Origin of the sequence: Erysipelothrix rhusiopathiae (assembly GCF_900637845.1) — a bacterium.
Lineage (GTDB): Bacteria > Bacillota_I > Bacilli_A > Erysipelotrichales > Erysipelotrichaceae > Erysipelothrix > Erysipelothrix rhusiopathiae.
Genome location: NZ_LR134439.1, coordinates 590863 through 607107, shown reverse-complemented (window position 1 = coordinate 607107; position 16245 = coordinate 590863). Strand labels below are relative to the sequence as shown.

The following is a 16245-nucleotide window of genomic DNA, read 5'->3' as shown; positions in this document are numbered from 1 at the left end:
GTTGTTTTGGTTTGCTTTATTGATTCGAACCCTTATAATATATGGGAGAAAGAAGAGAGGTTATTCAATATGAAATTATATGTTGTAGAAAATAGCGATGCAGGAGCAGCGTTAGGTTTCGAACTCATTAGTAAAGATTTAAACGAAGGAAAATTAAATGTATTCGGTTTGGCTACAGGGAGCACACCGATTTCATTCTACGATAAAATTACTGCAAGTGATTTAGATTTCTCAAATGTTATCTCAATTAACTTGGATGAATATATTGGTATTGGCGCAGATCATGATCAAAGTTACCACTACTTCATGAACAAGCATTTCTTCAGTAAAAAACCATTCAAAGTAAACTATTTACCAAATGGTTTGGAAGAAGATGCAGAGAAAGAATGTAAACGTTACGATGATATTATTGCTTCAAATCCAATTGATGTTCAAATTTTAGGACTTGGAATCAATGGTCATATTGGTTTTAATGAACCGGGAGCATCATTTGAAGGATTAACACAAAAAGTTTCACTTACAGAATCCACAATTGAAGCAAACGCACGTTTCTTTGAAACTCGTGATGATGTACCACGTTATGCTTACTCAATGGGTATTAAATCCATCATGTCAGCTCGCAAAATCGTATTATTTGCATACGGTGATGCGAAAAAAGATGCTGTTTACAATATGATGGAAGGGACACCTACAGAAGACTGTCCTGCAAGTGCACTTCAAAATCACGATGATGTCATCGTAATTATTGATAAAGCTGCAGCAGCTTTATTAGACCTTTCTAAACATCAATAAGACCGGAAACGGTCTTTTTTTATCTCATAAAAAAAGAAAGACTAAGCTTTCTTTACAAATTCTGATTTTAAACTCATGGCACCAAAACCTTCGATGCGACAATCAATATTATGATCCCCTTCCACAAGTTTAATATTTTTAACCTTTGTACCTTGTTTTAAAGCACTGGATGCCCCTTTTACTTTAAGGTCTTTTGTGATGACGATATCATCACCATCTGTAAGCACCGTTCCATGTGCATCCTTAACCACAAGCATTGCTTCTTGAGTGCTCAAGGCATTCCATTCATGTCCACATTCTGGACATACGAATAAATCTCGATCTTCATACGTGTACTTTGAAGTACACTGAGGACAATTAGGTAATGTCATTGTATCGCTCCTTTATCTCTTCTTATCTATTCATGAGTATACCGTGGAACCTTAAGAGTTGCAAATTAGACTTGAAGTTAGACGGTTAATAATTTATAATGCTATTTGTATTGTTAACTTGAGAAGTTGCTCCATTTTATGGGATTGGCCTCACATAAAATTCTTTTTCAAGAATAGTATATTTTAAAAGGAGATTAATACTATGATCGGAATTATCGTTACAGGTCACGGAAGATTTGCTGAAGGTTTGTCTTCATCCGTTGAACTTATTGCAGGTGCACAACCTCAATATAAAAGTGTTTTATTTTTAGAAGAATCAGGTCCTGAAAAATTATCAAGCGATCTTAAAGAAGCGATTGCTGAAGTAAATACAGGCGAAGGTGTTCTTGTCTTTACAGATTTAAAAGGTGGAACACCCTTTAAAGAATCCGTTATGATCGCAATGAACCATACTGATGTACACGTTCTTGCAGGAACTAACCTACCAATGCTTCTTGAAGCAAGTTTAATGCGTCTAAGCGAACCTGCAATTTATGACTTTGCGAAATCACTTGCTGAAACAGGTGCTTCACAAGTTGAACTCTTTGAAATGCCTGAAGCTGAAGAAGCTTCTGACGATTTCTCAGACGGAATTTAATTTAATATTTCAAAAAGGTCCCCGCATTAGCGAGGACCTTTTTCTTGTGTATAAATTTTTTGTGCGTACTCACTTGGCGCAAAACCAAAGTGTTGTTTAAACTTTCTTGAAAAATAATGAATCGAGCTAAAACCAAGTTTTAAAGCTACATCTGTAATAGGATACTTTCCTTCAAGAATGAGGTGCTTAGCCCGTTCGAGTTTCTGTTCATTAATATATTGTTTGGGGGGCATATCAAAGTATTTATTAAACAATAATTGTAAAGCAGATCGGGATATCGCAAATTGATTACAAATATCTTCTACCGATAAAGGACGATGAATATTTGCTTGGATATACGTGTAAATTTCATCCATCATTTCATTCTCAAAATTAACTTGAATGGGATTGGATGTATTATGACTGCTTGACGGTTCATCATATTGAAACAGAAGAATCATAATTTCCTGGAGATAAGATACCATCAAATCTTTCGCAAAAGGACTTTGTTCCTGCTCTAAAATCGTTGATTGTCGGATAAAATGATTCATTAAGGTATACAGTTCATTCCCACAACTCATGACACGGTTTTGAATGTGTTCAATGGATTGTGGAAGCATGTTCATATCAAACATAATCGTTAAGTAGGAACATGCATTTTCACCAAGCACCGACTGAGTATGAAATTGACCGGGGAAGTACAGAATCATTTCTTGATTTTCCAAGGTAAATGAGGTCCCTTCAATTTCTGTAGTTAATACCCCTGCGTCCACGTAAGTAAGTTCCCAATAGTTATGCGCTTCCCCTTCAAAGTGATAATTTTTTCCCTTCACATTATAATAATAGGAATAAATTTCACTGACACTAAATTGTGGTTTAATGGATACATATTCAATTTCGGATTCCAAATTGGTTTCAATCATCGTCGGCTGACCCTCGGTTTGATAGGATATTTCAACCATAGCGCTTTGGGTAATCGGCATCAGTGCATAACGAATATGAGGATGAATTACTGCTGTTCGATGAATAACAAACCGTTCGCGATTCCCATCTGCATCTTCTACCAAGATAACGGCGATCCCTTCCACAACTCGGATATAGGTTGCTTCGGAAACAGCAGTGAGCGCGTTGGGTTTTTTATTGGCTAAAATTTTTGAGATGATGGGATATAAACTGACTTTATCCGTCGCATGACCGTATTTTAAAAACTGCGGTCCTGTGGTTTTTTGATACATTGCTTACCTCCTATAAGACGAAAAAGCACACATGTGCTTTTTCTATATATTATTTTTTATTTTTACGTTTTCCGTAAAGGACAAAGCATCCTCCGACAACAACAAGTACACCCACAAATGGTAGGACATTTTGCGGTGTAACACCGGTTGATGGCAATACCTTAACGTCTTTTTCACCCAAGGCAAAGAGTGAGAATGAAGCAGTATCAAAGGTAATACGCGTTCCATCTTCTACCCATGCGAGTGATTCGAATCCATCTTTTGTTTCATGGTAAACCTGGAGGCTACCACGATCTAAGGATTTTTTCGGTTCAATTGAGACATTGACTGGATTTTTAGGTTGTACCGCATGACCATCACTCAAGAGTGTGATGTCATAGCCAACTGTATTTTTTAATCCGTCAACTGAGAGGTTATTGTTGATTGAAACACTTAAACTTGTATTTTCAGGGAGATCACCTTCCGTATAGGTAATCACCACATTGGATGCATCATCCACAAGAGTTAATGTTTTTGGTGTTTCTGGTTTTACTTCTGGTTTTTCAGGTGTTATAACCGTTACAGCTTCAAGTTGTAGGTGTTGAGATACACCGTTTTTATTTTCGGTATTCACTGTAATGTGTGTTTTTCCGTTTTCAATTACAGCATCGCCATTACCTGATACCACATCAAATGTTCCATCTAAAGTAAATGAAACGGTTGCTTGTTTGTGCGTTGGATCTTGAACTGCAAAGTTTAAGCCCTTACGCATCACAATCATTTTACTGTTAGTACTTAAATCTTCCACAGTGTGATCTGCTTCATCAAAGAATGCATAACCTGTCATACCAAGATCTTTTTGACGAACAGCATGAACGCCATCTTCTTGCGCAACAATCTCAATAGGATTTGCTTTCGCATATGCTTCTGTTTCATCAGCACTTGCATTTGGTATGATCGCATAAGCATATTGGCTTGTTTCTTTACCATCATGTTCATACGTTACCGTTGCGAATTGACGTGTCACTTCTTTATCGGCACCACCCACTGTTTTATTACGAACATATGAGTATTTTTGTGTATTGCTTGATGTATTTACATTCACATCTTGGTTTCCAAAGAATACATAACCTGTGTCTTTATTAACACCATCTGTACCCATTGCGAGCCATTTAAGTCCTTTTTGAACACCGTTTTCAAGATCTTTTACCCCTTCTTGGTTTTCACCTTTAAGGTTAATTGTATCCGTAGTTTCAAACATACGGTTTTCAACGGTTGTTGTTAAGTCACGTTGTTTTTCATCATGAATGTTTGATCCTAAAGCAACAATTTCATCATCAAACATAAACCATGATTTATTCGCTTCTGCGTTTTTATAAACTTTGAAATCTTCAGGAAGAAGTCCTGCTTGCGCATCCGCGTAAGCTTCATCATCACCCAATTGCATTGCGGATGCACCGTAGATTCCCATCTTCACATCACCCGAGTAGTCGTTAGTACCCAATGGGAAGTACACGTATTTATTTTGTGTAATGGATCCTGCTTCAAATCCTTCAGCACGATCATAGAAATCTTTTCCGTAAAGTTCTGGAATTGTTTGGCGTACTTCATTAACTGTTGTGATTCCAGGAAGTTTATGTTGATCAACGGTTGCATAGAAGTTAATACCATGCATGCTTGTTTGATCGTTTCCACTTTGGTAAAGGTAATATGCACCATCACCTTGGAACCATGAACGAAGGTTTTCTCCACTCATGTATTCATATTTAGAGATACGATTTGAACTTCTTGAAAGCGCAAATGCAAAGCCTTCACGTGTATGGATTGCTTTATCCATTAAGTTAAATGCGTAATGATCATTTGTTTCTAATGGGTTTAATGCTTTGATTTCTGAATTCTTAACAATCGCTTCATAAGCTGCAATATTTTGAATTGAAACAAAGGTTGCGGGATTAATGGTTGAGCGAATGTTTTCAATTAAATATTTGATATAGCTTTGAAGTTTCAGTTGTTCTGCTTGAGGAAGGCTTTGGGATAGTTGTACAAAGGCTTCAATAACACTTGATGCATCTCCATAACCGGATCCAGTTCGAGATACAGCACGTCCCTTCACAATTTCCATCATGTATCCTTCATACATTACAGGCGCAAAACCACGGTAAATCCATTCTTGAACTGTATCCAATAAGGTATCATTTTGCCATTTTGTACCATCTAATACGGTTACAAGTTGCGCAATACGACCGAGTAATACTTTTCCATATGATCCCGTATAAGCAACCGTTGAGTGTTGTACAAAGGATCCATCTTCATAAAAACCATCCGTAACACCATGTTGGAGGTTACTTGGGTCAATCGTACTAAATACGGTCATTGAATTTTCTACGGCTTTACTAATGCGTGCTTCATCCTTGAGCACAGCACCTTGAAGAATGCGGTTAAATGTAATATCTGTAAGGTTTGCACCTGTGTGTTGGCGTGCATCAAGGTTTACATCACCAATTGTTGGGTCACCCGGTTTCGCATCACCACGGATATAGGAATCCATCGCGATTACGGATTCTTTGATAAATCCTGGAAGTGCAGCTTCGATTTCATCACCAAGTAGGAACATGATGTTTGATAAGCTTTGAGGTACACCAATTTCCCAACTGTACCAGTTTCCATAGTAACCTGTATCCATTTTATTAAAGTAGTTATCACCCAACCACTTAATACCATCTAAAACTGCCTTTAACGCTTCAGGGGATTGATAAAGGGGGTTTTCATTACCTGGCATCGAGTAAGCCAAGGCAATCGCATTAAGTTGTTGATATGATTTTTGTAGGTTTGTGGACAAGTCGTGATCGGTTTTACCACCACCACGTAATACTAAACCTGTAATGTATTCATCATCATGACCAACGATGGATTCCATTGCTTTTTTTCCGTTGGTATAGATTGCGGTAATTTTCTTTTGATTCACTGCATCGTTGTTGATTGTTTCATTTCCTAATAAATATTCACGATAATTGCTGTTTATTTTGTCAATATCGTTATGATCCGCTGTAACGCTACGAACCCCTACCATCGATAATGACACTGCAAGCGTCATTAAAAATGTGAACACTTTTCTAATATGTTTCTTCATTTTCGTCTCCATTCAAATTTAAAGATTAGTCCTAAACCGGTTTACAAACGAATTATATGTTAACGGTTACATTGTGTCAACACCTTTTTAAAAAATAGGTGAACCGGTTTTGTGAAAATCGATGTTTTTTTGACGAAGATGTTAATCGTTAATAACTTTATGATAAGATAGTGTTAGAAAAACGCAGGTTGTTCTCGAATTCAATTTCGTTGACACCATTTATCGACAGGCGTATAATGAACATTGTTCAGTAATGAGGTGATTGAATGAAAAAAGCAGTAATAAGTAAGGAATCGCTCCTTGAGGTTGCGAAAGATATTGTATTTAAAGATGGCTTGGATAAGTTAAACATGCGTAATTTAGCGCAAAAAGCAGATGTTTCCATTGGCTCTGTATATAATTACTTCTCCTCCAAAAATGATCTGCTCTTGGATGTCATTGAAGATTTTTGGAAACAAGTTTTTTATGATGATATCTGTAAAGTTGATACAAATATTCGATTTGTAGACTTTATAGAACAGATATATGATCGTTTGCGTCATCATATCGACGAGTTCAATTCCTTGTTTATGAGTCATGTGGAAATCATGAATCAAGAAGCAAAAATGAAGGGACATCATGTCGGAATGCAATATGTTGATCATATTCGAACCGGTCTTCTCTATGTTCTTCAAGAAGATTCAACGATTAAATCCACTGCATTTACCGATTCCTTTACCCAAGATGGGTTGTTGGATTTTGTATTTCTTCATGTATTTATCTCATTACGTAAAGGTAGTCCAAACATTGATTTTCTTGCGGAAGTTCTAAAACGACTCTTATATGAGTAGAAAGAGGTTTATATGAAAAAGATGATTAATACGTCCTTTGCTTATCTGATTGCAGGACTTGTTGGTGGTGTGTTTTATCGCGAATTTACGAAATTTCAAGGCTTTACCGGTTTTACACGATTGAGTCTGATTCATCCACATTTATTGGTCTTGGGTATGATTTTATCCCTGATTGTGGCTTTGTTCTTTATGAAATTTGATCTTGATAAAAACCCTAAGTGGAATCGCTTCTATATTACTTATAATTTAGGTGTGATTACCACAACACTGATGCTTTTGGTACGAGGTCTTACTGAGGTCCTAAATATTTCTTTATCTTCAGGAATGTCCGCTGCCATTTCAGGTCTAGCAGGTCTAAGTCACATTATCTTAACTGTTGGAATTATGTATTTATTCACCCTATTACGCAATGAAGCTTAAAAAAAACACCAATACGACGGAACTTGGTCAGTTCCATATTGTATTGGTGTTTTTTTATTGAGTTTGTAAATATTCATCAAACAGTATATCCATTGTATCAAAACTTGCACTGCCTAAATCAAGAATCATTTGATGAAATGTTTTCTCATCAAATGCATCCCCGAGTTCTTTTTGAGCACGTTCTTTCATGCTTTGAATTGACATGGCTCCATAATAGTAACTCCAGATATTTCCTGGTTCTAAAATGATTTGACGATAGATTTCATCCCGTTCTTCCTCAGTATTGTTTACGTATACCGAATCAAAGAAGGCCCCCATCTCCTCACGACTCCAATCATTATAATGAATACCGATATCCACTTCTAGAAGAATTAAGTACATGGATTCATAAAGATCGCGTATATAATCTTCATATCCTTTTGGACCACCTAGGTATCGGACGGATAGTAGTTCAACATATTGTGCCCAACCTTCGGTCATCGCATTATTTCGAATGTACAGTCGAATTGGATGCATCCCTTTAATACCACGCATATATTGTGTTTGATACATATGTCCCGGAATTGCTTCATGAGCAAAGGTTGTAAAGTTTGCAGGATCAAAAGTACTATTAATGTAGATGCGTTGCGTGTGATCTGGATTGCTGTCAATTGGCGGAACATAATAGAATGCCGGATTAGATATAGCCGCTAATGATGCATCGATATTATAAACTTTATAGGGTATTTCAGGAATCTCAGGGAAATCTCTTAGACTTTTCTTATAAAGGTCATCAATTAAAGCGTAAGCATCTTTGTAATCAGGTGCGCTTTGCTTGGATTCAAAGTCCTGGTATTCTTGAAGCTTGTTACTGGTTTCCACGGCTTTCAAACGTTGATAAACTTCAATACGACGGTTACTAATCCACATTTGAAATTCTGGAATTGTTAAATTTCGTCCACTTAATGATGGAATTAAGGTCTCATAGTAAGTTTTTCCGTTTTCAAGATGGGCAAGGCCTCGATTGGGTCGAGTCTTTACCGTTTTAAGATCGTTCTCCAACTTCACAAAAGCATTATAAAAGACATCTCGGATGGCTTCACGATTCTCTTGGATGGTTGCGGTCTTTTCGGATTCTTTAAGAAATTCTAGGGATGATATTTTTGAATCAAATCCTTTAATTAAGAAAAAATCATCGGAGAGGGATTGTTCTTTCATAACTGCTACGAAATCCGTTAACTTTTCATGTTCAAACTGAGTCATCATTTCTGTCTTATTATAAAATGCAATAGATTCATCAAAATACGTTGGTATTGAGTCAATTAAAGAGAAATAGCCACGAATATCACTTTCAGTTCTAAAGGTAAACCCTTCGAGATATTGGGGAATGGCATCCAACTCTGGATCCACTTGAAATTGAAATGGTTGATAACCCGAGGCCATGCGTTCCAATTCATAGAGAAGCACACGCTTATCAATAATTTGTTGGTCTGATAACGTTCGATCTTTAAACTTACGGATATTCTTTTGAATATCTTTAATTAAGTCTTTCGACATTTCAAAATCTTCTTCACTTCCAAGTCGAAATGCGTAATGTTCAACATCCACATCATATTCTTCAGGATGTTCTAAGAGATAATTACTTGATGGGTCGGTTGTTCCAATCATTGACACTAAAGCTGTATCTAATGCACTCTCAAAATCTTTGTTTGTGCCATCATTACTGGGTGATGATACAAATTGGCAACCAAACAAATTAATCAGTATGACTAGTATTGTTAGTGTTTTTTTCATATATTATCCCACCCTATTCAAATTTTCGAGCCATGTATTCGTTGCATCCATCACCATTTCCTTTTTTCGACTTTGAAATATATTATGACCTACACCTTCAAGGACTTTCAATGCTTTTGCACTGCTACTCATGCTTTCGTAAAACATTAGTGACGATTCTAAGGGAACAATTGAATCGCTATCTCCATGGAAAATAAGACAAGGACACGCATAGCTGCTCATCCTGGACTTAAAAACTGTTGGTGCATGGATTAGGGTCTCTAAGACAAACGACTGCGTAACACGCTTAAACGGTCCTTTAGACAAAGCCTGTTCAATCATGCTTAATTGCCACAAATCATCTTCAATTAATGAAGTAAATAACGCTAAAACTGAGATTGAGGATTGGTCAAGTGAAGCCCATTCATCTTGAACACAAAGACCGGGTGCAAGTAAAATTTGCCCATCAATACGATGTCCATAATCCAGACCATATAACGCTGTTACCATCCCACCTAAACTAAATCCCATCGTATAGATTGGACAATCCGAATCAAGTGTTTTTGAATAAGAAACAAGCGTATCCAAATCTAAAATCAGATCACGATAATCGTTTAAATCACCCAAAGGTGCTCTTGTTCCACCATGACTTCGCATATCATAACGAATTACCGTATAACCACGTTGGTTAAGTCCGTAAGCTACCGAGTTATAATAAACAATTTGTTCTAAAAAGCCATGACTGATAATCACAATCCCTTTAGGATTTCTTACCTCACTCAAAGAAACTTTTAATTCCGTGTCGTCAAAGGCTTTAATAAATAATTGCATAAGTCACCTCAAATCCCACTTCTTACTTTTATCATATTGGAATTTAGGACAAAAGTATAGGAAAAAGAGAACAAATTAAGCGATTTTCGAAATATTCGTGGATAAACGACACGATTCAACGAACCCTTATTGAAAATATGGTATACTTTCAATATCGTTTAGAAATTTGAGGTAATTGTATGAATGAGATGATTCCAACATTTTTTATATATTGGGTAATTTATGGTGTAATTGGATGGATCATGGAAACGCTATACTGCTCGATACCAGAAGGAAAGTTTGTGGAACGGGGCTTTTTGAATGGACCAATTGTGCCAATCTATGGATTTGGTGCATTGTTTGTTTTAAGCATCTTGAAACCATTTTTAGATAGTCCAATTCTAGTATTTGTTTTAGGGTTTCTCTTAACAAGTGTTTTAGAGTACATTACAAGTTATATTATGGAAAAAGCATTTGGGATGCGTTGGTGGGATTATTCCGACTATAAATATAATATTAAAGGCCGTGTTTGTCTTTTAAACAGTACAATGTTTGGTGTTCTCTGTGTTGTATTAGTTGAATGGATTCACCCTATTGTTACTAATATTATTGCACGCTTTAGTCCCACAACAATACTCTTAGCATCAAGTGTCTTAGGTGTAATTATAGCCGTTGATTTCGTTGTATCTGTTATATCTGTATTGAATCTTAAGAAACGTCTTAAGTCCTTGGAAGTATTACATACTGAAATGGCAGAACTGATTCATACATTTAATGAAAAGAGTACCTTGCGCATTGAAGAAATTAAAGAACGAATTGCGGAACTTAAAGCGGAATACAAGTTTACAGAACGTCGTCTTATTCGCTCATTCCCGACTATGAAAGCAGAGCAGTTTAGCGAGTTCTTTGAAGATGTGAAATCAGCTGCACGTTCCAAACGGAATAAAATTAAAAAAGATTAGAAAAAACACCTTGACGTATCAAGGTGTTTTTTTTGGATTTAAACTTGAAACAAGCTTTACCATTCTTGGATAATACAGTGTCGCTAATACGGCTGCAAGAAGTCCTTGGAAGACATCACCTTTAAGAGCAATCAGCATCGCTGCCCAACTTTGCGCAAGCCATACTGCAACAAATCCGTACATCACCATCATCCAAAGCCCCGCCAAACCAAACGGAATCCAACGACGTGATGACTCCAAATGATTTCTGAATAAATATAAGATGACCACTTCACCCGCTTTAATACACAAGGTAAATGGAGCATACACGGCATACCCCGCCATTAGATCGGCTCCCGCACTTCCAATCCCTGCAGCAAACAAAGCGTAAGGAAAGGGTAAAACAGCTACTGAGATCATAATCACAAAATCACCAAGATTTAAATAACCTCCTGTTGCCGATGGAATTTTAATCATCATCGTAACAACTGTTATCAAGGCACTCATCATTGCAGTAAGAACCATCCATTTTAAAGTGTTTGATTTATCCATAACATCCTCCTCTTCTTTTTTTATTATACCACCTGTTTCATATGCCTTTAATTCCACTCATTCAATTTAATACAAATTAAAAAAAGAGATCTACAGAAGATCTCCTTGGCATGTTGATTCTTGCCAGTTAATATTACATTTAAGAATTTGGTTGGGTGCTTCCATATAGTCCCCTTCAATACGATCAATAAGAATACGTCCGGCTTGATAGCCTTCATCATATGCTGGTTGAACAATTGTGGTAACAGATGGCGATGCGACATTGGTCCACTCTGTATTATCAAAGCCAAGTAAACCGATGGTTGTAGGAATTAGATTTCGTAATTCTTTTAAACCCATATAAACAATTGGTAGAAGCCAGCAATTGGCTGCAAAGATCAATGTTTTACGGTTTAACATAATGTTATTGCTGATAATTTCTGTAATTTCAGCAGGTGTTACATTATCCGATACGATTTGCATATTACATTGTTTCCCATTAAGTGCTAGCGCATCAATAAAGCCTTGTGAGCGTTCTTGACGTGTTGAGAGGATGCTTGGATCTGCGGTTAGAAGAATAAACTCCTCATAGCCAAGTTTCATCATTTCCTCGGTTGTTTCTAAAACGGCTTCATAATTATTCGTTTTAACCCAAGGGTTGTTTTGAACATTTGTTTGTGAATCAATAAAAACAATTTCTTTATTTTGAGAACGAATTTTCTTAATCAACTTATGAAAACTTGTCGTTGGTTGGACAATAAACCCATCAACACCCATAGCAAGCATACGGTTAACATAATTTTCTTCATTTTCAATATCGTAGTTTGTATTCCCTACGATAAGTTGATATTTCCCCTCTTTCGCTGCTTCATCAATTCCTTTAACAATCTGATTCGCAAATGCATTCGTAATATCACCGATGATTACACCGATAAGCTTCATGCTTTTTGCATTTAATGAGCGCGCGACAACACTGGGACTGTAATTTGTTTCCTCAATTACTTTTTCAATGCGTTCGCGTGTTTCCGCACTCATTTTATCAAATTTTCCGTTCAAGAAGAATGAGATGGTGGTTTTAGATGTACCCGCCAACGAAGCGATTTCTTTAATCGTTAACTTCTTTTCCTGAGTCATGTTTAATTCCTTTCATCAACTTATTTTTTTACATCATAACGTACTTATTATATTACTAAGTAAACCGATTAACAAGTTGTTAACTTTCACAATTAAGCGCGCATAACCTTTTGTCCAAAGCGATTTGAGCGTATAACACATTTCGCATGGAACGGTTTGCCATTACAATACATAATTTTCTTACCTTGCCAGATCTCTTCATGAAGCACACTAACTTCAATTTCCTCGCCCTCTGCTTTAAAACTGTAAGCACAGCCACGAGTATCATCGATGGGCGTATCACCATTTTGAAGAATAGGAATTCGTTTAACATCCCATTTTGGATCTACAAATAATGTAACATTAACGCATTCATCCTCAAAGCGCTGTTCTTGGACTAAAACAGGGTGTGTCGATGGTTTGTTGTAGGTATATGCAATGACATCCGATGTAAGCTCAATTGCTTGCGTGCTTATGACATTCAATTTTGTTTCATCTTCGAACTCTATTATACCATTTTGATACACTAATGATTCATCTAAGTGATACTTCATTGTAGCAACATGGCTTCCTTGAGCTTGTATCGCATCTACAATTATCCAAATACCGTCATCAATCACAATAAGCTTACGTTGATGCACCGAATCCTTCGCAAGAAGAGCACCCTCATAATAATGACAGTTTCCATCATGGCGGACATAATTTTTAAGTGGCTTATAAAAAGAAGCATACGTCCATGATGTATCCGGTACTGCAGATGGTTTTCCATCCAAAATTACAGTATTATGGCTTTCCATACCTTTTAAATGCATCCGTCGAGGATCATCTTCTCGATAGGTTAAACGACCGGGATCAACCAAGACAGGTTTTCCTCGGAAATACGTAGAAACATGAAGATTATCTGCATGTCCATGACCACTTCCTAAAGAACCATTTGTAAACATGGTGAAATGCGCATCCGTACCCCAGTGACTGCGAGTTGTATAAATACCACTGTCCTCACCATCATAATTTAGTGAGATCGGTACTTCCATCTCAAACGCATCAAATTCATCTTGAGCTTGAACACCATAGGCATAACACACTTCAAAATCAAGAACTGAATTCGCACGTGATTTATAAAGCGGATTATCTAAAGCAACTGCGCAAGTTCCCATGATACCACTCAACATCGTTCGATCACTATCACCATAAGCAATCATGTCATTATGAGGTGTTGCTTGATAATACAGGGCATAAGCCATTTTATCGAGAGTATGTTTTAATCCTTCTTGATTGTTTACGTATGGCAACGCTTTTAAACCATAATTTAAAACTTCAACATGATACATCGTTGATTGTTCCCAATGCATCCCATCGGGATAGACTTGGATTTCAAATTGTGTGGTGATTTCATCTTCAATCCATGCTTTAAACCCTAAATCCGCATCTGTTTGTAACCATCCAAGATACTTCGCTAAAACACAAGTCTGAATACTTCCCCAATTACTTAAGGTATACTTAGTTAGATAATGATCTTTGAGATACAATGCTTGGGTTTCAAGACTTGATTCAATCAACTTAAAACTTGCCTCATCCAGAAGATTATAGACCTTTAAATAAGGGCATAAATCCAACCAGTTATTCATACGCATTGCAGTGTCAAGCGTGCGTGTTGATGGACCGGATGTAAGTGGTGTATGGGCACCAATCCAATTCGATACCAAATCGTGGGCATGTTTAATATATTTTAAATCATCCGTCAATACCGTAGCCATTACTAATAATGGAAGATAATCCATTCGATTCAACATAAATATCCACTCATCATCGCCATTTGGTGTGGTTGTCCACCCAAATGGATTTAAGGTGTAAGGTGTATCACATGGCTCCATATCCCAATCACGAGTGAATGTAAAGATATTCATCATCAGTTGATCTGCATAAGCGACCACATCATTTTTCTTAAAATCATATAATAATTTTAAACGTTCTAGATCAAGTTTTTGTGATTTATGTTCAATTGTTTGATATAAAGAATTCTTTACCATCTTATGTTCTCCTTATGAATAAAAAAGAGAACTACTTATCGAAGTAGCTCTCTAAAGTTAAATACTAAGCTAAGATTCCGAAGAAGCTTAAGGCAACACCAAGTACTACTGTAAGAATAACAAGTTTGTATGTATTCCAACCTTTTTTCTTAATTAGATAGTACATTAAACCTGTATAAAGCATTGGTAACAATGCAGGAGCAACTTTGTCTAAAAGACCTTGGATGTTAACTGTTGATTGTTTAACACCTTCTTGGATTTCTCCAGCTGCGAATGAAATATCAACTTTCATCTTAACAAATGTGGCTGCAAGACCTGAAATAACTGTAACACCAACAATGTTTGCCGCTGTTGAGATTTGTTCCATCTTTTCACTTAATTTATCAATAATGCTTGTACCAACTTTATAACCATAAACACCCATTCCGTAACGAATACCGAATAATACAGCGTTAATAGTGATTAAGAATAGTAGTGGAGCAATTGCAACACCATCCATTGCAAGTGATGCAAAGATTGTTGAGAATAAAGGTGCAATCGCAAATTGTGATAATGAATCACCAATACCAGCAAGAGGACCCATTAAAGCCATCTTGATTGGACGAATTTCTGACTCAGGACGTCCTTCATCAGCCATTACTAAGTGTAATGATGTAATGAAAGGAAGTAATTGAGGGTTTGTGTTATAGAATTCACAGTTTGCACCAAGTGCTGCTGCGAAATCATCATCATTTGTATGTACTTTTCTTAAAGCTGGGTATAGAACTAAAGCATAACCAAGACCTTGGTAGTTACTGTAGTTAAATCCATTTTGTAAAAAGTATGAACGTGCTGTTGTTTTGAAATAATCTTTTTTAGTTAATTTATTAGATCCAGTCATCGTTACCTGCCTCCACTTCTGTTCCTGATACATTTACTGTGTTTTGTGAATCATTGTATTGTTTCACTGCAAAGATAGCACCTACTAAAGCAATACCGATTACTGGTAATTGGAAGTAAGCTGCACATACATAACCTAAGATTACGAATGGAATTAATTCTTTCTTAACCATTACAGATAAGATCATTGCGAATCCAATTGCAGGTAACATACCACCAGCAACGTTTAAACCTTTTAATAACCATGCTGGGATTAATTCAACAAGTTGTGTTAAAAGTTCCATACTGTAAGCACCCAAGAATCCTAATAGGAAACCTACGATAGCAAATAGTAATACTGTAAAGTTTGTAGTCATACGGAATTTCTTGAAATCTTTGTTTTCTAATGCTTTTGCAGCACTCTCAGGAGCACCAGCGCGGATTGTGTAAACAAATGTTTGTAAGAATTGAATTGCAACAGCAAATGGAATTGACAATGCTAATGCACTTTCAGGTGTAATTGATGAGTTTGTAATTGCCATCAATGTACCGATGATACCAGGACCGATTGGGTTAGGTGGAACAGTTCCTCCGGCTCCAACACCGAATCCCATAAATGCTAATTCAGAAATAGCACCTACTTGTAAAGCTGTTTGAAGTGCACCTGGGTGACTTCCGTTTAAGATTAACCCAACACCAAATGCTAAGAATAAAGCACGGTTTGAGTAGATACCCCATAACATACCTGCGTAACAGAATGCAGTCCATAGACCGATTAGTATCGCTTGAAATAATGTAATATTCATTATTAAATTCCTCTCTTTTCCTTTTAGAAAT

General features: G+C 36.6%; 15 protein-coding genes. 5 read left to right on the top strand and 10 right to left on the bottom strand.

Features of this window, described 5'->3' with window-relative positions; genetic code table 11:
- The first annotated feature begins 69 nt into the window (after positions 1-69).
- Positions 70-792 carry a glucosamine-6-phosphate deaminase gene (locus EL194_RS02915; protein ID WP_003775123.1) on the top strand — a complete coding sequence of 241 codons (723 nt, stop codon included), beginning with the start codon at positions 70-72 and terminating at the stop codon, positions 790-792.
- Between the two features lie 41 nt (positions 793-833).
- On the opposite strand, the gene EL194_RS02910 is transcribed toward EL194_RS02915, so the two are convergent.
- Positions 834-1163 (bottom strand): zinc ribbon domain-containing protein YjdM, encoded by a 330-nt coding sequence (locus EL194_RS02910; protein ID WP_003775120.1) that lies wholly within the window; start codon positions 1161-1163, stop codon positions 834-836.
- A gap of 202 nt (positions 1164-1365) precedes the next feature.
- Between EL194_RS02910 and agaF the strand changes: the two genes are divergently transcribed.
- Positions 1366-1800: a PTS galactosamine/N-acetylgalactosamine transporter subunit IIA gene (gene agaF / locus EL194_RS02905; protein WP_003775118.1), complete on the top strand. Its 435-nt coding sequence runs from the start codon at positions 1366-1368 to the stop codon at positions 1798-1800.
- A 26-nt stretch (positions 1801-1826) separates the two neighbouring features.
- Here agaF and EL194_RS02900 read toward each other — a convergent pair whose 3' ends face one another.
- Both EL194_RS02900 and EL194_RS02895 read right to left on the bottom strand, forming a co-directional pair.
- The gene (locus tag EL194_RS02900) at positions 1827-3014 is read right to left on the bottom strand and encodes a helix-turn-helix domain-containing protein (protein WP_003775116.1); all 1188 of its coding nucleotides are present in this window, start codon (positions 3012-3014) and stop codon (positions 1827-1829) included.
- 49 nt (positions 3015-3063) lie between these two features.
- Positions 3064-6123 carry a polysaccharide lyase 8 family protein gene (locus tag EL194_RS02895; protein WP_034886742.1) on the bottom strand — a complete coding sequence of 1020 codons (3060 nt, stop codon included), beginning with the start codon at positions 6121-6123 and terminating at the stop codon, positions 3064-3066.
- Positions 6124-6389: 266 nt separating this feature from the next.
- On the opposite strand from EL194_RS02895, the gene EL194_RS02890 reads away from it, so the two are divergent.
- Positions 6390-6953 (top strand): TetR/AcrR family transcriptional regulator, encoded by a 564-nt coding sequence (locus EL194_RS02890; protein ID WP_003775112.1) that lies wholly within the window; start codon positions 6390-6392, stop codon positions 6951-6953.
- A 12-nt stretch (positions 6954-6965) separates the two neighbouring features.
- A complete protein-coding gene (locus tag EL194_RS02885) occupies positions 6966-7373 on the top strand; it encodes a DUF2871 domain-containing protein (RefSeq protein WP_003775111.1) in 408 nt (135 codons plus the stop codon).
- 54 nt (positions 7374-7427) lie between these two features.
- Here EL194_RS02885 and EL194_RS02880 read toward each other — a convergent pair whose 3' ends face one another.
- Together EL194_RS02880 and EL194_RS02875 are read right to left on the bottom strand one after the other, a co-directional pair.
- Positions 7428-9146, bottom strand: coding sequence for a DUF885 domain-containing protein (locus EL194_RS02880; protein WP_003775108.1), 1719 nt, complete (start codon positions 9144-9146; stop codon positions 7428-7430).
- Positions 9147-9149: 3 nt separating this feature from the next.
- Positions 9150-9956, bottom strand: coding sequence for an alpha/beta hydrolase (locus EL194_RS02875; protein ID WP_003775106.1), 807 nt, complete (start codon positions 9954-9956; stop codon positions 9150-9152).
- 179 nt (positions 9957-10135) lie between these two features.
- Between EL194_RS02875 and EL194_RS02870 the strand changes: the two genes are divergently transcribed.
- Positions 10136-10897, top strand: coding sequence for a putative ABC transporter permease (locus EL194_RS02870; RefSeq protein WP_003775104.1), 762 nt, complete (start codon positions 10136-10138; stop codon positions 10895-10897).
- Positions 10898-10915: 18 nt separating this feature from the next.
- On the opposite strand, the gene EL194_RS02865 is transcribed toward EL194_RS02870, so the two are convergent.
- The 5 genes from EL194_RS02865 to EL194_RS02845 all read right to left on the bottom strand — a co-directional run bounded on the left by EL194_RS02865 (position 10916) and on the right by EL194_RS02845 (position 16214).
- The gene (locus EL194_RS02865; RefSeq protein ID WP_051009467.1) at positions 10916-11428 is read right to left on the bottom strand and encodes an ECF transporter S component; all 513 of its coding nucleotides are present in this window, start codon (positions 11426-11428) and stop codon (positions 10916-10918) included.
- A gap of 90 nt (positions 11429-11518) precedes the next feature.
- Positions 11519-12541 (bottom strand): LacI family DNA-binding transcriptional regulator, encoded by a 1023-nt coding sequence (locus tag EL194_RS02860; protein WP_003775100.1) that lies wholly within the window; start codon positions 12539-12541, stop codon positions 11519-11521.
- 92 nt (positions 12542-12633) lie between these two features.
- A complete protein-coding gene (locus EL194_RS02855; protein WP_003775098.1) occupies positions 12634-14550 on the bottom strand; it encodes an alginate lyase family protein in 1917 nt (638 codons plus the stop codon).
- A 64-nt stretch (positions 14551-14614) separates the two neighbouring features.
- On the bottom strand, positions 14615-15430 hold the full coding sequence (locus EL194_RS02850) for a PTS system mannose/fructose/sorbose family transporter subunit IID (protein WP_003775095.1): 816 nt from the start codon (positions 15428-15430) through the stop codon (positions 14615-14617).
- The gene (locus EL194_RS02845) at positions 15417-16214 is read right to left on the bottom strand and encodes a PTS mannose/fructose/sorbose/N-acetylgalactosamine transporter subunit IIC (RefSeq protein ID WP_003775094.1); all 798 of its coding nucleotides are present in this window, start codon (positions 16212-16214) and stop codon (positions 15417-15419) included. Before EL194_RS02845 ends, EL194_RS02850 begins: the two co-directional genes overlap by 14 nt.
- Positions 16215-16245 lie beyond the last annotated feature (31 nt).